The organism is Streptomyces sp. GLSS-08 (assembly GCF_056387915.1).
In genome coordinates this window covers 108,998-129,703 of record NZ_JBWJAQ010000015.1, presented here as the reverse complement: position 1 = coordinate 129,703, position 20,706 = coordinate 108,998, and the positions used below count along the sequence as shown (strand labels likewise).

General features: G+C 75.5%; 11 protein-coding genes. 5 read left to right on the top strand and 6 right to left on the bottom strand.

Going from position 1 to position 20,706, the window contains the following annotated elements; translation table 11 throughout:
- The first annotated feature begins 52 nt into the window (after positions 1-52).
- From AC0ZLC_RS25380 to AC0ZLC_RS25370, 3 genes are read left to right on the top strand one after another with little or no spacing between them, the layout of a single operon-like run.
- Positions 53-7,303, top strand: a complete 7,251-nt coding sequence (locus tag AC0ZLC_RS25380) for an amino acid adenylation domain-containing protein (protein WP_476754275.1) — start codon at positions 53-55, stop codon at positions 7,301-7,303.
- A complete protein-coding gene (locus tag AC0ZLC_RS25375) occupies positions 7,300-8,529 on the top strand; it encodes a cytochrome P450 (protein WP_476754274.1) in 1,230 nt (409 codons plus the stop codon). Before AC0ZLC_RS25380 ends, AC0ZLC_RS25375 begins: the two co-directional genes overlap by 4 nt.
- A gap of 39 nt (positions 8,530-8,568) precedes the next feature.
- On the top strand, positions 8,569-9,816 hold the full coding sequence (locus tag AC0ZLC_RS25370; RefSeq protein WP_476754273.1) for an MFS transporter: 1,248 nt from the start codon (positions 8,569-8,571) through the stop codon (positions 9,814-9,816).
- 20 nt (positions 9,817-9,836) lie between these two features.
- On the opposite strand, the gene AC0ZLC_RS25365 is transcribed toward AC0ZLC_RS25370, so the two are convergent.
- The 3 genes from AC0ZLC_RS25365 to AC0ZLC_RS25355 all read right to left on the bottom strand — a co-directional run bounded on the left by AC0ZLC_RS25365 (position 9,837) and on the right by AC0ZLC_RS25355 (position 16,547).
- Complete coding sequence (locus AC0ZLC_RS25365; protein WP_476754272.1) at positions 9,837-12,752, bottom strand: helix-turn-helix transcriptional regulator; 2,916 nt, start codon at positions 12,750-12,752, stop codon at positions 9,837-9,839.
- 154 nt (positions 12,753-12,906) lie between these two features.
- Positions 12,907-13,143 carry a hypothetical protein gene (locus AC0ZLC_RS25360; protein ID WP_476754271.1) on the bottom strand — a complete coding sequence of 79 codons (237 nt, stop codon included), beginning with the start codon at positions 13,141-13,143 and terminating at the stop codon, positions 12,907-12,909.
- A 53-nt stretch (positions 13,144-13,196) separates the two neighbouring features.
- Positions 13,197-16,547, bottom strand: coding sequence for a type 2 lanthipeptide synthetase LanM family protein (locus AC0ZLC_RS25355; protein WP_476754270.1), 3,351 nt, complete (start codon positions 16,545-16,547; stop codon positions 13,197-13,199).
- A 525-nt stretch (positions 16,548-17,072) separates the two neighbouring features.
- Here AC0ZLC_RS25355 and AC0ZLC_RS25350 point away from each other — a divergent pair.
- Both AC0ZLC_RS25350 and AC0ZLC_RS25345 read left to right on the top strand, forming a co-directional pair.
- Complete coding sequence (locus tag AC0ZLC_RS25350) at positions 17,073-17,684, top strand: helix-turn-helix transcriptional regulator (RefSeq protein WP_476754269.1); 612 nt, start codon at positions 17,073-17,075, stop codon at positions 17,682-17,684.
- Positions 17,685-17,917: 233 nt separating this feature from the next.
- Positions 17,918-18,388, top strand: a complete 471-nt coding sequence (locus AC0ZLC_RS25345) for a response regulator transcription factor (RefSeq protein ID WP_476754268.1) — start codon at positions 17,918-17,920, stop codon at positions 18,386-18,388.
- A gap of 198 nt (positions 18,389-18,586) precedes the next feature.
- On the opposite strand, the gene AC0ZLC_RS25340 is transcribed toward AC0ZLC_RS25345, so the two are convergent.
- The 3 genes from AC0ZLC_RS25340 to AC0ZLC_RS25330 all read right to left on the bottom strand — a co-directional run bounded on the left by AC0ZLC_RS25340 (position 18,587) and on the right by AC0ZLC_RS25330 (position 20,501).
- A complete protein-coding gene (locus AC0ZLC_RS25340) occupies positions 18,587-19,327 on the bottom strand; it encodes a Type 1 glutamine amidotransferase-like domain-containing protein (RefSeq protein ID WP_476754267.1) in 741 nt (246 codons plus the stop codon).
- A gap of 147 nt (positions 19,328-19,474) precedes the next feature.
- Complete coding sequence (locus tag AC0ZLC_RS25335) at positions 19,475-20,257, bottom strand: 4'-phosphopantetheinyl transferase family protein (protein WP_476754266.1); 783 nt, start codon at positions 20,255-20,257, stop codon at positions 19,475-19,477.
- Positions 20,250-20,501: an MbtH family protein gene (locus AC0ZLC_RS25330; protein ID WP_358850596.1), complete on the bottom strand. Its 252-nt coding sequence runs from the start codon at positions 20,499-20,501 to the stop codon at positions 20,250-20,252. The genes AC0ZLC_RS25335 and AC0ZLC_RS25330 overlap by 8 nt, the downstream gene beginning before the upstream one ends.
- Positions 20,502-20,706: the final 205 nt, after the last annotated feature.

Genomic DNA, 20,706 nt, shown 5'->3' with positions numbered 1-20,706 from the left:
CGCCCGCCCCTGCCCGACTTCCTCTCCCCAGTTCCTGGATCGGAGTGCCCTCATGACCACATCCGACGTGCGTCCCGGCCCCCTCGCCGCGGGCGGCGGCCTGTCCCCGGCCGCCCGGCGCCTGCTGGAGCAGCGACTGCGCGGCCGGGCCGCCGTACGCGAGGACGGCCCGGCCCGGGTCCGGCCCCGCCCGCAGCGGATCCCGCTGTCCGCAGCCCAGCAGCGCCTGTACTTCCTGGACCGGCTCGACCCGGGCGCACCCACCTATCTGCTGCCCGCGGCCTGGCGGTTCACCGGCCCGCTGGACCTGCCGGCCCTGCGCGCCGCCGTGGCGGACCTCGTCGCCCGGCACGAGCAGCTGCGCGTGATCTTCCCCGAGCACGACGGCGTCCCCCACCAGCAGGTCCTGCCCGCCGACGGCACCGTCCTGGACGTGATCGAGGTGAGCGGCGAGGAGGGCGAGGACCGCGAACGGCGCCTGTCGGCCGCCGTGCACACCGCCGCCGTACGGCCCTTCGACCTCGCCCACGAGCCCGCCTTCCGGGCCACCCTGGTCCGCGCCGCCGACGACGACCACGTGCTGGTCCTCGCCATGCACCACATCGTCTCCGACGGCTGGTCGCTGGGCCTCGTCGTGCGTGACCTGACCGAGCTGTACCGGGCCCGCCGCGAGGGACGCACCGCACACCTGCCCGAACTGCCCCTCGACTACAGCGACTACGCGATCTGGCAGCGCCGGAGCGAGCAGTCCGCCGCCCTGGACCACTGGCGCACCCGACTGGCCGGCCTCACCCCGCTGGAACTGCCCACGGACCACCCCCGCCCCGACACCCCCGGCGGCCGCGGCGCAGCCCACCGCCTCACCCTGCCACCCGCGCTGAGCGACGCGCTCGCCGCGCTGGGCCGGCGCACCGGCACGACCCCCTACATGACGGTGCTGGCCGCGTTCCAGGCCGCGCTCGCCTTCCACAGCGGACAGCACGACATCGCCGTCGCCACCGTGGTCGCCAACCGGGAACGGGCCGAGACCGAGCAGCTCGTCGGCTTCTTCGTCAACACCCTCGTCCTGCGCGGCGACCTCTCCGACGACCCGACCCCGGCCGCGCTGCTCGCCCGCACCCGGGAGCGGGTCCTGGAGGCGTTCCAGCACCAGTCGCTGCCCTTCGAGCAGGTCGTCGACGCACTCAGCCCCGAACGCGACCTCGCCCGCAACCCGCTCGTCCAGGTGCTCTGCACGCACACCGACACCACCCCGTCCGGCTTCGACCTGGGGCAGGCGAACGGGACGCCGTACCCGATCGACCTCACCACCGCCAAATTCGACCTCACCCTCGATCTGCGCGACGGTGACGGACGCACCGACCTGGTGTTCGTCTACCGGCCCGACCTGTTCGAGGAGGCCTCGGTCGCCGCCCTCGCCCGGCACACCGTGACGCTGCTGGAGGCGTTCTGCGCCGCCCCCGACACCCCGCTCAGCACCGTCGACCCGCTCACCCCCGCCGAACGCGCCCACCTCCTGGGCCCGGACGGCCCCGCCAGCACCGGCACCGACGCCTCCCGGGCCCCGCGCACCGCCGCCGACCGCCTCGCCGCTCACATCGCCCGCACACCCCACGCGGTCGCGGTGAGCGGATCGGGACGCACCCTCACCTACGCCCAGCTCGACGCCCGCGCCTGCGCGCTGGCCCGGCGGCTGCGCGCCGCCGGCGTCACCCGCGGCTCCCTCGTCGGCGTCTGCCTGGACCGCACCCCCGACCTGGCCGCCGCGCTGCTCGCCGTCTGGCGGGCCGGCGCCGCCTACCTTCCCCTCGACCCCTCCCACCCCAGAGCGCGCCGCGAGTTCACCGTCACCGACTCCGGTGTCGAGTGGATCGTCACCGACACCGCCACCCGCGCCGCCGTCGAGGGACTGCCCGCCCGCGTGGTCCCGCTCGACGCGGACGACACGCACACCCCGGCCGCCGGCGACGACAACCTCCTCCCGGCCCCCGACGACCTCGCCTACGTCATCTACACCTCCGGCTCCACCGGCCGTCCCAAGGGCGTGGAGATCACCCACGGCAACCTGGCCTGGCTGCTGGACGCCGCCGACCGGCACTTCGACTTCGGCCCCGCCGACGTGTGGACCCTGATGCACTCGCCTGCCTTCGACTTCTCCGTGTGGGAGCTGTGGGCGCCGCTCACCAGCGGCGGACGCGTCGTCGTGCTCCGGGCGGACGAGGTGCGCGACCCGGCGGCCGTGCACCGGGTGCTGCGCGAGGAGAACGTCACCGTCCTCAACCAGACCCCGGCCGCCTTCAAGGGCCTGCGCGCCCACCTTCAGGACACCGGGGCCGGCTTCGCGGACCTCGCCCTGCGCACCGTGATCTTCGGCGGCGACGCCTTCGACGTACGCGACTACCGCGACTGGTTCACGGCCGGGGGACACCGCCCCGCGCTGGTGAACATGTACGGCATCACCGAGACCACCGTGCACGTCACGATCCGCACCATCACCGAGCAGGACATCGACGGCGGCGTCCGCTCGCCCATCGGCCGCCCGCTCGCCGGCCAGCACTGCTACGTCCTGGACTCCTTCGGCCGGCTCGTGCCGCCCGGCAGCACCGGCGAACTGTACGTCTCCGGCGGCGGTGTGGCCCGCGGCTACCTCAACCGGCCCGAGCTGACCGCCGAACGCTTCCTCGACGACCCCTTCGGGGCACCCGGCGCCCGCATGTACCGCACCGGCGACCTGGTCCGCGTGGAGCGCGACGGACAGCTCGGCTACGTCGGCCGCGCGGACCACCAGGTGAAGATCCGCGGCTACCGCATCGAGCCCGGCGAGATCGAGACCGCCCTGCGCGCGCTGCCCGGCGTCGCCGACGCCGCCGTGGTGGCCCGCCGCGACCAGGGCACCGCCCGCCTGGTCGCGCACGTCGTCACGCCCGAGGGCCGCCCCCTCGACCCGCCCGCCCTGCGCGAGGGACTGCGGCTGACCCTGCCCGAGCACATGGTCCCGGCGCTGTTCGTCCGCCACGAGCACCTGCCCCTGACCGCCAACGGCAAGGTCGACCGGGCCGCGCTGACCGCCGTCGGGCCCGCCGCGGGCGGACCGCGGGCGCACGTGCCGCCCGCCGGACCCCGCGAGCAGGCCCTGGCCGCCGTGTGGAGCCAGGTACTGGGCATCGAGCACGTCGGCCGCACCGACAACTTCTTCGACCTGGGCGGCGACTCCATCCTGGCCCTGCGCCTGGTGGGCCTCGGCCGCCTCGCCGGACTCGGGTTCACCGTCGCCGACGTCTTCCGCGCCCGCACCCTGGCCGACCTGGCCGCCCTCGTCACCGACGCCGGCGACACCCCCGCCCCCACCGCCCCCTTCTCCCAGCTCGACCCGGCCGACGCCGGCCGCCTGCCCGACGGACTCGCCGACGCCTACCCGCTCACCATGCTCCAGGCCGGCATGCTGCACGAGATGCTCGCCGACCCGCGGCGCGGCGCCTACCACAACGTCACCGACCTGAAGATCACCGTCCCCGAGGGCTTCGACCTCGACGCGTTCCAGGCCGCCGTGGACGCGGTCGTCACCGGCCACCCGATCCTGCGCACCTCCGTCGACCTCGTCTCCTACCGCGAGCCCCTCCAGCTCGTCCACCGCGCCGCCCGCCTGCCCGTCGGCTACACCGACCTGCGCGCACTGCCGCGCGAGGAACAGCGGGCGCGGCTGCGCACCTTCGTCAACGAGGAGTTCGAGCGCCGCTTCGACCTCACCGCCGCCCCCCTGGTGCGCATCCACCTCCACCACATCACCGACCACGACCTGCGCCTCGTCCTGACCGACTGCCACGTCGTCCTGGACGGCTGGAGCCTGACCTCACTCGTCGCCGACCTGCTGGCCCTGCACCGGGAGGCCGTCGCCCACCGCCGCGCGCCCGAGCCGCCGACCGCACCGCCCTTCGCCGAGTACGTCGCCCTGGAGCGGGCCGCACTCGGCAGCGAGGAGTCCCTCGACTACTGGCGCGGCCGGCTCGCCGATCTGCGGCCCGTCACCTTCCGCAGGCGCACGGCCGCCGGCCCCGCCGGCCAGGCGCCGGTGCACGAGGTCCGCCGCTCCTACGCCCACCTCGCCGAACGCATCGGCCGCCTGGCCAAGGAGGCCGGCGTGCCGCGGCGCACCGTGCTGATCACGGCCTTCCACCACACCATGAGCCTGTTCGCCGACCGCGACGACAGCGCCCTCGGCCACAGCATCGGCCTGGTCACCAACGGGCGGCCCGAGCTGCCCGGCGCCGACCGGATGCGCGGACTGTTCCTGAACACCGTGCCGTTCGGCGCGGCCCGCCCGCGCGGCAGCTGGCTCGCCTACCTGCGGGACGTCTTCACGGCCGAACAGGAGATGCTCCCGCACCGCAGGCTCCCGCTGGTCCACATCGCCCGCCTGCGGCCCACCGAACCGAACCTGACCGACGCCGTCTTCAACTACGTCAACTTCCACCGGCTCTCGCACGACTCCTGGGACGACTCCCTGGAGATCGCGCGGACCATGTTCCCGCTGCTCATCAACGCCAGCGTCAACGCCTTCACCCTCGACGCGGACCCGGCGTTCGTCGCACCCGCCACCGCCGAGCAGCTCGCCGACGTGTACTGCGCCCAGCTGGAGGCCATGGTCGCCGGCCCGCACACCCCGGTGACCCGGCCCGCGCTCACCGGCACGGCCCGCGCCACCGCCCTCGACGTCTGGGCCCGGGGCCCCGAGACCCCCTCCTCACCGCTGCTGTTCCACGAGCACATCGCCGCCCACGCCGCCCGTACCCCGCACGCGGTCGCCGTCGAGCACCGCGGGCAGCACCTGACGTACGCCGGACTCCAGGAGCAGGCCGAGCAGCTGGCACGGCGGCTGCGGCGGCTGGGGGTCGGCCCCGAGACCGTGGTGGGCATCTGCGCCGAGCGCGGCCCCGACCTGGTGCGCGCCGCCGTCGGTGTGCTGCGCTCCGGCGGCGCCTTCCTGCCCCTCGACCCGCAACACCCCACCGAACGGCTCGCGTTCATGGCCCAGGACAGCGGCATGCGGGTACTGCTCACCCAGCGCGCACTCACCGGGACGGTGCCCTTCGACGGGCCGGTGATCCACCTGGACGCCCCCGCCGACCCCGTGGAAGTGGTGCCGGGCCGGGAGCCCGACGCCGACACCCTCGCCTACATCATCTACACCTCGGGCTCCACCGGCACACCCAAGGGAGTGGCCATCCCGCACAGGGGCCTGTCCAACATGCTCGAAGGGCAGCGCGACCTGGTGCGCCCCACCGCCGGCGACCGGGTGCTGCAGTTCGCCTCCTTCGGCTTCGACGCCTCGATCCTGGAACTCACCTGGTCCCTCGCCAACGGCGGCCGGCTGGTCACCGCCCCCAAGGAGGACCTGCGCCCCGGCCCCGACCTCGCCCGCACCCTGCGCGAGGCCCACGTCACCGGCGCCATGCTGCCGCCCAGCGCACTGGCGGTACTCGGCCAGGACGACTTCCCCGAGCTGCGGGTGCTCCAGGTCGCCGGCGAGGCCTGCCCGGCCGAACTCGCCGACGCCTGGTCGCGCGGCCGGCGCTTCCACAACGTCTACGGCCTCACCGAGACCTCCGTCTGGTCCGTCGCCGCCGAACTGAGCCCCGGCCAGGGCACCCCGCCCATCGGCACCCCGATCCGCAACACCCGCATCCACGTCCTGGACGACGACCTCCAGCCCGTCCCGGTGGGCGTGCCGGGCGAGATCCACCTCGGCGGGCAGGCCGTCGGCCGCGGCTACCTGGGCCGGCCCGCACTGACCGCCGCCACCTACGTCCCCGACCCGTACGGCGCACCCGGCGAGCGGCTGTGCCGCACCGGAGACCTCGGCACCCACCGGCCCGACGGCTCCGTGGAGTGGCTCGGCCGCCGCGACTCCCAGGTCAAACTGCGCGGCTTCCGCATCGAACTCGGCGAGATCGAGCACGCCCTCAGGGGCCTGCCCGAGGTCCGCCAGGCCGTCGTCCTGCACCGCACCGACCTGCCCGGCGAACCGGCCCTCGTCGCCTACCTCGTCCTCCACGGCCCTGAGCGGCCCCGGCCCGAGGAACTGCGCCGCGACCTGCGGGCCTCACTGCCCGCCTACATGCTGCCCGCCCGGTTCGTCTTCCTGGACGAGATGCCCGTCAACCGCAGCGGCAAGACCGACAAGCGGGCGCTGCCCCTGCCCCCGGCCGAACTCGACCGCAGCGACACCGAGTACGCCGCCCCGTCCACCACCGCGGAGAAGGTCCTCGCCGAGATCTGGCGCGAAGTCCTCGGCCTGTCCCGCATCGGCGTCCACGACGACTTCTTCCGCATCGGCGGCAGCTCCCTGTCCACCGTCCGGGTCTCCCTGATGGCCGCCGGACGCGGCCTGCCGGTGTCGGTCGGCGACCTGATCGAACACCCCACGATCGCCCAGCTCGCCGCGCACGCCACCCGGGCGGCCGGTGACGGGCTGCCCGCCGCCGTCACCTCCGAGGTACGGCTGCGCGAGGGCACGGGGGAGCCCCTGTGGTGCGTGCACCCCACCGGCGGCAGCGCCGCCTGGTTCGTGCCGCTCGCCCGCGCCCTGCCGCCCGGCCGGCCCGTCCACGCCTTCCAGGCACGCGGACTGCTCGGCGGCGTCGACCCGGGCACGGTCGCCGGCATCGCCGCCAACTACGTCGCCGAGATCACCGACCGGGACGGCACCGGCCCACACGCCCTGCTCGGCTGGTCCATGGGCGCCAACATCGCCCTGGAGATGGCCACCCAGCTGCACACGGCGGGACACCCGGTCGCACCCCTCGTCCTGATCGAGCCGTACCTGCCCAACACCGCCGCCCGGGCCCGCCTGGACGGCGTCACCAAGGACCTGCGCGAAGCCCTGCGCCTGCGGGACCGGCTGCGCGAACTGCCGCCCTCCCCGCAGCGCGAGAGGGCCACGGCCGAACTCACCGCCACCCTGCTGGGCGCCGGCATGAGCCCCGCCGAAGCGGCCCTGGTCGAGAACGCGCCGATCGAGGTGTGGCACTCGCTGCTCGCCGCCCTGGCCGCCTACGAGGTCCGCCCCTACCCCGGCCACATCCACCTCGTGGTCGGCAGCGAGGCCGCCGGGCTGCCCCGCGGCCGCACCATGCCGGGCCTGGACGTCGACTACGACACCTACGTCGCCCGCTGGCGCGAGGTGGCCGGCGACGGGCTCACCCTGCACATCAGCGAAGGCGACCACATGTCGATGATGGCCGAGCCCAGAGTGCAGGGCATCGCCCGACTGCTCGCCGGCATCGAGACGGGAGAAGACCGATGACCACCGCCGCCCCCGCCTTCACCGAGCGCTACCTGCTGTCCGCCGGCATGGTCGCCGACCCCTACGACCACCTCGACGCCCTGCGCGCGCACGCCCCCGTCCACTGGAGCCCGATGCACCACGCCTGGCTCGTCACCGGCTACGACCAGGTGATGCGCTGCCTGCGCGACCCCGCGGTCTCCGCCGACCGGGTACGCCCCCTGATGGACGCCGTACCGCACGGCGCCCGCGAGGACGCCGAGCGCGCCTTCGGGATCCTCTCCCGCTGGATGGTCTTCAACGACGCGCCGCAGCACCGCAGGCTGCGCCAGGTGTTCCAGGAGGCGTTCGCCGCCCGCGCGGTGGCCCGCTACCGCGACTTCACCGAGAAGGCGACCCGCGCCGTCCTCGCCCGCAAGGCGGTTCCCGGCCGCACCGGCGACCTGATGGCCGACGTCGCCAAGCCCCTGCCCGCGCTCGTGTTCGCCCGCTGGCTCGGCATCCCGCGCACCGACGCCCCCTCCTTCTGGTACTGGAACGCCCGCGTCGCCGACCTCGTCCTCGGCACCGCCCAGGAGGAGAGCGAGTACCGGGCCTCCCTGCAGGCGCTGGTGAGCCTGGAGGACTACCTCGGAGCGCTGGTCGCGCGGCGCCGCGCCGAACCCGGCGACGACCTGATCAGCCAGGTGCTGCGCGAGGGCCGGGTCGGTGGCTCCGTCAGCGAGGAGGAGTTCGTCGGCATGCTCACCCAGATGGCGTTCGCCGGCGGGGAGACCACCAGCAACCTCATCGCGAACACCGTCCTCGCCCTGCACACCCGGCCCGAGCAGCTCGCCGCCGTCCGCACGGACCCCGAACTGGCCCAGGGCGCCGTGGAGGAGACCCTCCGCCTGGACGGCCCGTCCAAGATGTCGATCCGCACCGCCGCCCGCGACCTCGACCTCGACGGCCACACCCTGCGCACCGGCGACCGGATCTTCCTCGTCACCGCCGCCGCCAACCGCGACCCGGCCCGCTTCCCCGACCCCGGACGGTTCGACCTGCGCCGCACCGGCGCGACCCACCTCGGCTTCGGCTTCGGCGCCCACTTCTGCATCGGCGCCGCACTGGCCCGGCTGGTCGCCGTGTCCGCCGTGCGGACCCTGGTCACCGGCCATCCCGGCCTGACCCTTGCGGACCCCGGCGGGCAGACCTGGCAGCCCTCCCTGCTCAACCGCAGCCTCACCGCCCTGCCCGTCCGCTACTGACCGGACCGCCGAGAGCGTCCGTACGACGAAAGGCACACCATGGCCACCACTCTCGCCGACGCCGGTCCCCGGCTGTGGGCACCGGCCCGGCAGCGGCCCTTCCAGCTCCTGTGGCTGGGACAGTCGCTGTCCCTGCTCGGCGACGGTTTCAGCGTCGTCGCCTTCTCCTGGATCACCCTCGAACTGACCGGCTCCACCCTCGCCCTCGGCTACGTCCTCGCCTTCCAGGCCGTACCCCGCGCACTGCTCACCCTGGTGGGCGGCTCCCTCAGCGACTCCTGGTCCACCCGCACCCTCATGGTCGCCTCCAGCTGGACCCGGGCGGCACTGATGGCGGGCGTCGGACTCGCCGGACTGAGCGGGCAGCTGACGGTGGGGACGCTGTGCGCGGCGGCCGCCGCCTTCGGCGCCGTCGACGCCTTCTTCCAGCCCGCCCGCGTCTCCATCCTGCCCTCCGTCGTGGACAAGGACCTGCTCACCGCGGCCAACGCGCTGCTGGGCACGGGCGCCCGGACCGCCGCCGTCGTCGGACCCGCCGTCGGCGGTGTGGTCATCGCCGTCACCCGCGCGCCGGCCGCCTTCCTCGTCGACGCCGTCTGCTTCGCCCTGTGCGGCTGGTGCGTGGCGAGCATCCGCACCCGCCCCCGGGCCGACCATGCGCAGACCGGCGCGGCGAAGGAACGCACACCCCTCGGCGCCCGCATCCGCGAGGGCGTCACCTACACCTTCCGTGACCCCCGGCTGCGGACGATCGTCGCCCTCGACACCGCCGTCAACTTCTGTTACGCCGGTCCCTTCACGGTCGGCTTCGCCACCCTCGCCGACCAGGTGCTGCGGGGCGGACCCGCCACACTCGGCGTGCTCAACGGATCCCTCGCCGGGGGCGCGATACTCGGCACGCTCGCCGGCGGCGCGCTCGGCGGCCGGCCCCGGGTGGGCCTGCTGGTGGCCGCTCTCGCGGGCTGGCTGGGTGCCGGAATGGCCGTACTGGGCCTGGTGCACAGCACCGCGGCCGTCGTGGCGACCGTGCTCGCCATGGGCTTCGCCATCGGATTCCAGGGCGTGTTCGGACTCAGCTGGATCCAGCGGAACATCCCGCAGGACGTGCTCAGCCGGGTCGTCTCCGTCGACATGGTCCTCGGCTACGCGGCCGCCCCGCTGTCACTGATCGCGTGCGGCGCACTGGCACGGATCGACACGTTCGCCCTGTTCGCGGTGGTGGCCGCCGTCCTCGCCGGGACGGGCCTCGCGGTCCTCGCATCACGCGCGGTGCGCGAGATGCGCTAGGACACGCCCCAGCGCCGGGTTCAGGGGGACCGCAGGGCGGCCGACCGCGCACACAGGTCCGCGCGGTTGGCCGCCCCCGTCTTGGTGATCAGGCTCGCGATGTGCTTCTCCGCCGTACGGGGCGAGATGAACAGCCGGTCGGCGATGTCCTTGTTGCCGAGCCGCTCCGCGAGCAGCCGGAACACCTCGAACTCCCGCACGGTCACCCCCTGCGCCCGCAACTGGTCGGGAATGCCGCTGGTGCCGGTGCGGTGCTGGTGCACGGGAGCGCCGAGCCGGCGCAGCGCGGCCCGGCAGGCACCCGCCACGGCCGCCGTGTCCCGCTCGTGGAAGTGGTGTTCGGCGCGCCGCAGCCAGCCCACCGGATCACCCCAGCCGTCCTGGTGCGCCGCGTCGGCGATCAGCCGCAGGCCGAGGTGCTGGGCCAGCGGGTACGGCTGCGCCAGCACCAGCGCCGACTCGACCGCCGCCGCAGCCCGCGCGCCCGCCCCCTCCCGGCCGAGCAGCACGGCGTCGGCGAGCAGCACGAACTGCCGGTTCCAGCGCATCCGGGCGACGGCGGTGGCGGTGACCTCGTCGTGCCGGGCCCGGTCCGCGTCCCCGGCGAGCACGTCCAGCAGCAGGACGAGGCCGTGCGTGCCGCTGAGGTGGTAGGTGGAGGGGTTGTCCGCCTCCAGCGCCACCACCGCCCGCAGCTCGGCACGGGCCAGGTCGCGGTTTTCCTCCAGCAGCGCGCAGAAGGCGCGGGCCAGGCCGAGGCACAGCGGCTCCTCCTGCGAGCCGGCACCGTCCCACTCGGTGAACGCGGCGAGCGCCGCCTGCATCGCCGTACGGTCCCCGCGGTGTGCCTCCAGGACGGACTGCGCCATCAGGACGTACCGCACGGCGGGCGCCAGCCGCAGGCGCCGTACCACGGCCAGGCATTCGGCGGCGGCCGACCGGGCGGCCTCGTAGTCGCCGCGCAGCACCGCGTCCAGCACGAGGATGCCGTCCACGGTGTGCACGAGGTGCACCGAGCCGAGCCGCAGCGCCTCCGCGCGGGCCGCCAGCAGACCCGAGGTGTCGCCCTCGGCGAGCCAGGCGTTGCCGCCCATGCGGGTGGCCGCGTACATGCGCTGCAGCGGCAGGCGGTGGCGTTCCGCCGTGGCGAGGGCCTGTTCGAGCATCGCCTGCGACTCCTGCGGGTCCCGTTCCCGGGCCACGGTGGCGAGCAGCTCGCTGGCCTGGCAGGCGACGACGGGCAGCCCGTACCGCTCGGCGGTGTCGGCGGCCGAGCGGGCCAGTTTCTCCGCGTGCTGGGTGCGGTCAGGCCCCGGAGTGTCCAGGGCCAGATAGGCGGCCGTGACGTCGACGGCCGCGGCCGTCGCCTCGTCCGGCGCGCTCGCCAGCATCTCGCGGGCACGCACGATCTGGCGGTTGCCGTCGCTCCACCGCCCCGCCGTGTGGGCGACCTTGGCCAGCCGGGTGTGCAGGGTGGCCAGGCGTGCCGGGCTCAGTCCGGAGCCGCTCAGCACATGCAGGTCCTCGGCCAGCTCGAAGGCGCGGGCGAAGTCACCGGCCTCCGCGAGGGCCGGCAGCAGGTTCTCCAGCACCTCGGCCCGCGCCTGCGGATCACCGGCGTCGGCCAGCAGGCTCTCCGCGCTGCTGAGCAGTGTCACGGCGGAGCCGAGCGCGCCCGCCGCCAGGGCCCGGCCGCCGGCCTCCGCGAACAGCAGCCCGGCCTCGACACGGTCCCCGGCCTCGCACCGCAGCCCGGCCGCGAGCGCGCACCAGTCGCCGCCGAGGCCGGGGTGCAGTTCCTCGGCCGCCTCTGCGCCCCGCCGGGCCAGCTCCGCCCGCTGACCCGGCGTCATCTGCGTGAACAGCGCCTCCACGGTGAGGGAGTGCCGGAAGGCGTACCAGTCCGGAGCCGGCTCGTCGGGGATGACCAGCCGCGCGGCCACGCCCGCGTGCAGATGGCTGAGCAGGGCCCGGTCGTCGACGCCGGTCATACGCTGCAGCACGGTGAGCGGGAAGCGCCGGCCAAGGACGGCGGCGGCCGACAACAGGGTCAGGCCCTGCGCGCCCAGCCGGTCGATGCGGCGCAGAATGCCTCGGGCGAGCGTCGAGGAAACGTCACTGCGCAGATCTCCGACCGCGCGCCAGCCCTGCGGCCCCTGCACCAGCGTCCCGGCCCCGATCATCGACTGCAGCAGCTCCTCCACCAGGTACGGACTGCCCGCGCTGTCCTCCCACAGGCGCTGCAGGACCGCCTCGGGCACCTCGTCCGGGCCCTCGGCGCCGAGCTGCGCCGCGATCATGCCGTGCACCTGGGGCCGGGTCAGCGGCGGCAGTTCCACCAGAGCCGCGACGCCGCGCCGGCGGGCGGACTGCGCGAGGTCCAGCGCCTCGCTGAAGTCCGTGCGCACGGTGGCCAGCAGGAGTACGGGTGAGTACTCCAGGTTGTCCACCAGGTATTCCAGGACCCCGAGCGTCTCCGGGTCGGCGTCGTGCAGGTCCTCCAGCAGGAGCAGCTGGCCCTGCCCGCGCCCGGCTGCGGTGAGCAGACGCAGCACCGCCTCGCCCAGGATGACCATGGAGCTGCTCTCGCGTTCCCCGGTGTCCCAGTCGGGAACCAGCCGCCCGAGGACGGGGCGGTAGGGGCCAAGGGCAAGGTCGTCCACGGGCTCGCCGCCGCGGAACAGCGACATCAGCGCCTCGGTGAGGGGACGGAACGGCACGGCCGGACCCGTGGTGCTGCTGCGCCCGCGCAGTACGCGCATCCCGGCGTCCAGCGCCCGGCCCACCGCCTCCGCCGCGAGCCGTGACTTGCCGACACCCGCCTCGCCGACCAGGAAGACGACACCGCCGCGTCCCTGCCTCGCCTCGGCCATGGCACGTTCGAGCAGGGCGATTTGGGGGTCCCGCCCGACCAGGGATGGCGCATGGGAACGCATGAACGCAGATGATAATCGGAATATCAGGATCTGCGGCAGGTCGCCCGCTCCCGGTCTCTCCCGGCCGCTTCCGTCACGGCCTCCGCGCGGAACACGGCGGCGCGGACCCGGCGAACGGGCCCGCGCCGCACGCGGTGTCGGTACTGACCGGCCGTCAGTTCGGTGCGGAGACCGAGGTGTCCAGGGTGCTCAGCGTGATGACGACGCCGCTGGTCAGTACCATCCCCGCCAGCACGCGGGCCCGGGCGCAGGCGCGGTTGCGGCCCCTGAGCGTGACGCCGCCCGCCGCGTCCTGCTCGTCGGCGCCGGTCTCGGTGACGTCGGCGGCGGTGGTGGCGAGGTGCTTGTCCATGACGGTGATCCCCTTCTGGTGTCCCGTGCGGATGCGCACGGTGGGAGGTGGAGAAATGCCGTGGTGCCGAGGAGCGGAGGTGCGTGGGTCGGTCAGTGGCCGGGGTGTCCCAGGAGCAGGACGGACGGCACGTCTTCGGGTCGGGCCAGGCGGAGCAGTCCGTAGCCGATGCCGGACAGTCCGGTCAGCAGCCCGGGGGAGGGAACGTGATCGGGGGTGGCACATCGGTGGCTCTGCGCCTCGACGAGGGCGAGCACCTGACCGCTGCGCCGGTTCAGTGCCTCGGCGGCGGTCGCGTCGCCCTGTCCGGCGAGGACGGCCAGCGCCTCCAGCGTGCCGAGGGTGCCCTGTCCGAGGCTCAGGTCCGGGCGCACCCCGGCGTCCGCCAGCCGGTCCGCCGGCCGGGGCGAACCCGGTTGCGGGGGAAGGTGGGCGGCGGCGGCCGCCACGCCCGCGAGCCCGCCGGCCCAGGACGTGTCGGCGTGCGCGGCCCCCGTGTCCCGGAGGGCGGCGCGGAGCAGGGCGTGGGCGGCGGCCGTGTGCCGGGCGGCACGTGCGGGCCGCCGGGCGGCGTACCGCAGCAACGCCCACCCGATCCCCGCGGCCCCGTCCGCGAACCCGGTGCCCCCACCGACCTCCACGGCCCCGCCCGGGAGTCCGGTCCCGTCGACCCCCGTGGCGCTGTCCGTGAGTCCGGTGTTCCGGTCGTTCCCCGCGCCGGCGTGTGAGGGTCCGGCGTGGCCGCCGTTGTCCGTGGCGCCGTCCGCGATTCGGGTGTGCCCGCCGGCCTCCACGGCCCCGCCCGGGACACCGGCGTCGCCGGCGGTCCCCGTGATGCCGGTCGCTGTGTCCGTCGCGGCGGTGCCCTCCGCCGACCGGGCCGGTCCGGCGGCGCCGGACACCGTCGCCAGCAGCCGGTCCGCCACCGTGTCCGCCAGCCGCAGTGCCGCCGGATCGCCGGTGGCCTCGTGCGCCGCGACGGCGGCGGCCAGTGCCCCGGCCGTGCCGCCGGCGAGCCCCGGGTCGGGGCAGGCCGCGACGGCGTGGCCGAGCGCGGTGAGCGCGTCCGGCAGACAGCCCGTCAGGTCCTCGCCGAGCAGCGCCGACAGCCGCACCAGGGCGTACACGATGCCGCCGAGCCCGTCGTAGGCGCCAGGCCCTGCCGCCGCGCTCAGCTCGGGGTCGCAGGCCAGTGCCTTCAGCAGGCCGGGCAGCGGCCGGACCGCCTCGCGGGCCGGCGCGGCGTACCGGCCGGACCCGACCAGCGCGTCCGTGTGCGCAAGGAACAGCGCGACCCCGCAGTAGCCCTGCGCGAGCCCGGCGCCCATCGGCAGCACCGCCCAGTGCGGGCCGGAAACCCGTTCCAGGCCGAGCCAGTTGGTGCGGCCGCCGTCCCGTACCGCGCGGGCCGCGAGCTCGTCGGCGATCCCGCACGCGGCGGCGAGCAGCCGGGACGTGTCGGGCGCGACGGCCGGTACCGGCGCCACCGCCAGCTCGGACCGGGGCCGGTCCAGCGGTGAACCGGTGCCCCTCGCCGCCAGCGTGGCCGAGATGATCCACTCCTGGTCGCGGCAGTCGACCTCGTCCATCCGGGCGATCTTCTCCCGCACCGCCGCCAGACTCGCCACCGGCAGCACTCCCGCCAGCCAGGTGCCGTCGGCCGTCCGGACCCCCGTACCGGACGGCCGGTGCGCGAAGAGGGGTACGTCCCCGCGCCACAGGTCCGCCGTCTCGTGCTCGATGAGCCGCCGGCGCACCTCGTCGTGCTCGGACTCGGTCCACAGCACCGCGAACACGCTCTCCCGGGCGAGCGCGTCGCCGAGCAGGGAGGGGTGGGCGGACTCCTCCAGCAGCGTCGCGTACAGGCGGGTGGAGCGGGCGATGAGCCGGGCCGGACTGCCGGCGCGGGACGCCAGCGGGCCGTCCTCGCCGAGCAGTTCACCGCCGTGCGCCGCGATCGCCGCGTACGCGGTGCGGAAACCCTCCAGCAGGGCCGCCCGGTGGTCGGCGCCCTGCAGCGGGCGGCCGGCGGGCAGCGGCTGGTTCTGCGCGGCCGGGCTGAGCAGCGGCGCGCGCACGGCCCGCATGGTGTCCCGCCCGCTGTCCTGCCAGTGCAGGCCCTCGCTCGGGAAAGTGCCGTCGGTGGACCGGCCGAGCGCGGAGATGTCCAGCGCCCCGTGTTCACCGATCAGCAGGTGGGGCAGCAGGCAGGTGCGGTGCACGGAGGCGTGCAGGGCGTCGGCGGCCGGGTCGGCGCCCGCCGTCATGGGCTGCGGGAGCCCGGTGTGCAGGAGCGTCTCGGCGTCCACCAGGACCGGCTGGTCGCCGCAGGCGATGACGTTCTCGTAGTGCATGTCGGCGCCGTCCACCGCGTAGAGCAGCGCCAGCAGCGCTCCCTGGCGCCGGTAGAAGGCGTCGGTCTCGGTCACCGACCGGCACCAGCGGTGCTCGACGAACTCCAGCCAGCCGTACGTCGTCCGGCGCAGGCTGCGCGGAGTGCGCAGCGCCAGGCCGGGCACCTTGGCATTGAGCCAGGCCACCAGGTCGTCGAGCAGGGCGTGCTGGTCGAGCGGCCGGGGCTTGTACACCAGCCGGTCGCCGCTCGCGAAGTGCAGGACCGCCACGGACCGGTGGCCCTGGTGGGCGTCTCCGCGGCCCAGGTCGACCCGGGTGAGCGCCCCGGGGGCGCGACCGCCGAGGAGGGCTGTGGTCAGGGCGTCCCGGTCGGCGTGCAAGCGCGCCACCAGTTCGGCCGTCGCGTCCGTCGCGTCCAGCGCGCTCTGCCCGAGCATCCGGGCCAGCACCGGGTAGGCGGCGAACAGGCTGCCCAGCCCCCGGCGGGTGCCGGCGGCGGCGACGAAGGAGGCGAACCGCTCGCGCGGGCCGGCGCCGGCGAGGCGCCGGGCGCGCCGGGCCAGGTCGAGCTCGTGGACCAGTGTGCGGGCGGCCTGGCGGACCAGGTGGTGGGTCAGCCGACGCTCGAACGCGCTCTGCCAGACGGCTCGTTCGGCGGCCGGAACGCCGGGCAGCAGCTCGGCGAGCCGGGCGGAGGCCGCGGCGACGACCGGGCGTACGACCGGTGCGAAGGCATCGGGTCCCTCACCGGGCACCACCGGCTCCGCCGGGTCTTCGGCGTCCGCGTCCAGGACCGCCTCCACGTACGCCGCCCAGCTGGGCTTCCCCGTCCGGGCGGCCAGCCGCTCGGCGGGCTCCGCCGCCAGGGCCGCCGCCGTGGCACCGTCCACCCCGAGGTGGGCCAGCCGCAGGGCGAAGCCCTCCGCGTCACCGGCGGCCCAGGGGGCGCGCCCGGCGGCCCCGCAAGCGGCGGGCGCCGCCGGGAGTCCGGGGGCGGCGAGCCGTTCCGCGAGGGACAGCGCCGGAGCCCACCAGGCGAGTGGCAGGCCGGCGCTCCGGGGAGTCGGGAGGCTGGCGGTCTCAGTCACGGGAAAGAAGTTCGCAGACCCCTGCGGCCCCCACATGGGGAAGCGGCCCCCATATTCTGCGCGGGCCCCGCCCCACCGGTGGGTAAGGTGTGCGCGCAGAGGCCCCCGGACGGGGAAAGACGCAGGTCGCACCGGGACCCCCAGCCCCCCAGGACAGGACCGGTGGAGCGCCGGACATACGCGTACGCAAGCCGGTACGGCCCGCCGCACCCCCCACTTCACGCATCGCGCCCGCCCTTCCTGCGGGTCGCACCCGGGCACACCCCCATTCCCGCGGCGCGCACCCCCCACATCCCCTCCCTCCTCCGGCCCCGCGCGTACGCCCCGGACACCGCGCGGCTCCCCTGCCCGCCGCCCGCCGCACCCGGAAGGCGGTCCTACGGGGGACGCGGCCGTCCGCCCCGCGGGAAAGGTGGGGACCGGCTACCGATGCCCGCGCCCCGCCGCCGACGGCAGGGTGTGGGCAGTACCCCAGACCGCCCGCAGCGCTGATGACGGGGCGGACGACCTTTCAAGGAGCAGCAGATGGGAGCACCCCTACCCGTCGGTGTGGTCGCGCTCGACCCGGTGCTGGAGGCCGGCACCCGCAGTACCCTGCTCGCCTGCCCGGAGCTGACCGTGTGCGAGCCCGGCGACGCCCGGGTCGCCGTCCTGACCGTGGACCGGCTCGGCCCCGCCGAACTCGACATGGTGCGCACCACCCGCGCCCACCGGCAGCGCCCCGCCGTCGTCCTGGTGGTCGCCGCCCTCGCCTCCGGCGACGCCCTGCACGCCCTGGCCGCCGGCGCCCGCGGCCTGCTGCTGCGCCGCGAGGCCGACGCCTCCCGTCTGAACCACGCGGTGCTGGCCGCCGCCCGGGACGACTGCACACTGCCACCCGAGCTGCTCGAACAGTTCCTGGACCGACCGGCGAACACCCGGCACGGCTCGGGCGGCTGGGCCGGCGGCATGCTGTCGGACCGGGAACGCTCGGTGCTGCGGCTGGTCGCCGACGGGCACGAGACGGCGGAGATCGCCCAGCAGCTGGCCTATTCGCCGCGGACCGTGACCACCGTCGTCCACGACATCACCCAGCGGTTCAGGCTGCGCAACCGTGCCCACGCGGTCGCCTACGCGCTGCGGGCGGGTCTGCTGTGACGGCCACCCTGATCGAAGCGCCCCCCGCGCCCCCCGCGCCGGCCACGCAGGTCACACCCGGCACGCTCCCTTCGCGCCCGGTCCTGCGCATCCCGCCCTCGCGCGGCGCGGACCGCGTCCGCGCCCTCGCCCGCCGCGCCGGCTTCTCCTGCGAGCCCGAGCACGGGCCCGGGCACGGGCACGGGCCTGCCGGGCCCGGGCCCGGGCCCGGGCCCGGGCCCGGGCCCGGGAGCGTGAGCGTGGTCGTGGCCGCCGACGCCGAACAGGCTCTGCGCCGCGGGCAGGACCCCGGCCGGCTGCTGCTCGTGTGCGACACCGTCAGCCGCAGGGGCCTGCTGCTGGCCCTGCGCACCGGAGCGGTCGTCCTGAAAACCGCGGACCTCACCGAGGAGACCCTCGCGGCCGCTGTACGCCGCGCCGCCCACCCCCATCCGAGCATCCCCTACCCGGAACTCTCCCACCTGCTGACCGCGGCTCCCGGACCCGGCGAACCGGTACCGGACGTGCGGCCCCCGGCCCTGACGGCCCGCCAGATGTCCGTGCTGCGCCTGCTGGCCGAGGGCCACGCCAACGCGGGCATCGCCCGCCTGCTGGACTGTTCCGAACACACCGTCAAGAACGTCATCTACGAGATCATGGCGCGTCTGCAGGCCCGCAACCGGGCCCACGCGGTCGCCCAGGCCGTGCGCCACGGCCTGGTCTGACGCGCCGAGGACGCCGGGACGGGGGACGGGGGCGGGGGAGGGGGAGGGGACCCATGGACACCGGGCGCCAGGAGCGCCCGCGCGGTCCACCCGTCACCCCGGGGCCGCGTCCGCCCCCCCCGGGACAGGGGGTGAGGAGCGGGCGACGAACGCGGGGCGGACGAACGCCGCACAGCGCGAACCCGGCGGGAGCGGCCGTCAGAACGCGGGCGCCGGCAGCCGCCGTGGTACGAGCCGTTCCTCCACGACCCGCTCGCCGTCCCGGCTCACCACGTAGGCGGCCTTGTCCGGCAGTTCCGCCACGACCTCGACCAGCTCGGTGCCCCGGTAGACCAGGCCCACCCCGTCATCGGTGCAGTGGGCCGTCGCGAAGGTGCCGTCGGCGACCATGCGGTGGATCAGGGGACGCCGGCCCGCGTCGGAGTCGTAGTGCACGCCGTTGCCGTACGGAAGCAGGCCAAGACCCCCGGTCACCGGGCGCAGTTCGGGCCCGAAGGAGTCCGTGGCACCGCCCTCGAACCAGCAGATGGAACCCGCGCTCACCCCCGCCAGCACCACACCCGCCCGCCACGCGCGCCGCATCACCGCGTCCAGCGCGTGCACCCGCCACACGGCGAGCAGGTTGGCCACCGAGCCGCCCATCACCCAGACCACGTCGTGGTCGAGGACCGTGCCCTCGACGTCGTCGACGTTCGGCATGGGGAACAGGTGCAGCGGGGTCAGATCGAAGCCCGCGATCCGGGCCGCCTCCGCCATCCGCGCCGCGACGTGCTCGGCGTCCCCCACCGCCGTGCCGACGTACAGGATGCGCGGGCGCCTGCCGTGCACCCCGGAGAGGTCCACCGCGTGGTGGACCAGAGCATCGAAGAGGACCCGGGCACGCGCGCCGACGCGGTGGCCTCCGGAAGTGGCGAGGATGGTCGGTTCAGCGCCGCTCACGTCCGTGATCGTATCGCGGGCCCCCGCGCCGGGAAGTGGGGAAGCCGTGAAGAGCGGGCCGCAGGACCGCACTTCACGGGGAGCGCCCAGGCAGCACGGCGGGGACCGGTCCGACGACCGGTCCCCGCCGTGCTGCCGCGGGTGCCCTCACGGTGCCCGCAGGGCCACAGCCGCCCCGTACCCCGCGGGGACCAGGACGTCCCGCACGGTCCACTGCGGCGACGGAGCGGCCGGCCGCGGCCCGGTGCCCACGTAGTCGAGCGCCGGATCCCGCACCAGCCCGGTGCCCAGGCCCTTGAGGTAGGCCTCCTTGCGCACCCAGGCCCGGGTGAAGGCCGCCGGACGCGCGTGCGCGGGCAGCCGCGCCAGTTCCCGCGCCTCGGCCGGATGCAGCGCGGACTGCGCGCCGAGCACCGCCTGCGCGGTGGCCAGCCCCTCCACGTCGACACCGACCGGCGCCGGGGCGAGCGCCACCATCACGAGGTCCCCGCTGTGCGACAGGGAGAAGTGCACCCCGGCCGTGCGCAGCGCCGGCCGGCCGTGCGGACCGCCGCAGCCGGCGCACGGTTCACGCATCAGCGGCAGCGCCTCGGCGCGGATGCCCAGCAGGACACTCAGCACACTGCGCAGCGCCGCGTGCGCGACCACATAGGCGTCGCGGTCCCGGTCGCGCCGGAACGCGCGCGCCCGCGCCCGTTCCTCCGCGTCCAGCAGTTCCCGCGCGCGCCGCAGCGCCCGCTCGTCCTGCGCCCCGACCTGGGCCAGGTACAGCTCCAGCGGTCCCCGCAGCGCCCGCGGGCCCGGCGGACACGTCCGGCCGGGCAGCGCGGACAGGTCCAGTACGGCCGGGCACAGCCGGTCCGGTGGCGGTACCGCCGGAGGACCATGGGCCGGCCGCGACAGGAGCCGGCCCGGACGGCCCTCAGACATCTGCCCCGGCCAGCCGGCGGCGCAGACTGAGCGGGCGCATGTCCGTCCAGATCACACCGATGTGGTCGAGGCACTCCTGCCGGCTGCCGCGCCGGCCCTCCGGGTACCAGCCGGCGGGCACCTCGCGGTCCGCCCGCCAGATCGAGTACTGCTCCTCGTCGTTGCGCACCACGAGGTACACCTCGTCGGTGCCGGGGCGGGGTGCCTCGCCGCCCGCGCCGGTCGCGGAGTTGGGTTGCGTCACGGTGAACCTCCCGCAGGTGATGGGGCCGGCCACAGGTCAGGGGCCGACGCTGCCAGCGTGCCCGGGCCCGCCGGGCGGGGTCAGGGACGAACGCGCCGTACCGGCGGCGTGCGTTGCTGCCGGATCTTCTCTGGTGAGCCACGGCCCTGGCGCGGGACCGTGCTCTCCGGCCGGGGCGCCCGGCATCCCGGCGGCGGCACCCGCA

Excerpts from the sequence above, each read along its gene's own strand:
- AC0ZLC_RS25380 (WP_476754275.1), top strand. The coding sequence starts at position 53 with ATGACCACATCCGACGTGCGTCCCGGCCCCCTCGCCGCGGGCGGCGGC.
- AC0ZLC_RS25375 (WP_476754274.1), top strand. The coding sequence starts at position 7,300 with ATGACCACCGCCGCCCCCGCCTTCACCGAGCGCTACCTGCTGTCCGCC.
- AC0ZLC_RS25370 (WP_476754273.1), top strand. The coding sequence starts at position 8,569 with ATGGCCACCACTCTCGCCGACGCCGGTCCCCGGCTGTGGGCACCGGCC.
- AC0ZLC_RS25365 (WP_476754272.1), bottom strand. The coding sequence starts at position 12,752 with ATGCGTTCCCATGCGCCATCCCTGGTCGGGCGGGACCCCCAAATCGCC.
- AC0ZLC_RS25350 (WP_476754269.1), top strand. The coding sequence starts at position 17,073 with ATGGGAGCACCCCTACCCGTCGGTGTGGTCGCGCTCGACCCGGTGCTG.
- AC0ZLC_RS25335 (WP_476754266.1), bottom strand. The coding sequence starts at position 20,257 with ATGTCTGAGGGCCGTCCGGGCCGGCTCCTGTCGCGGCCGGCCCATGGT.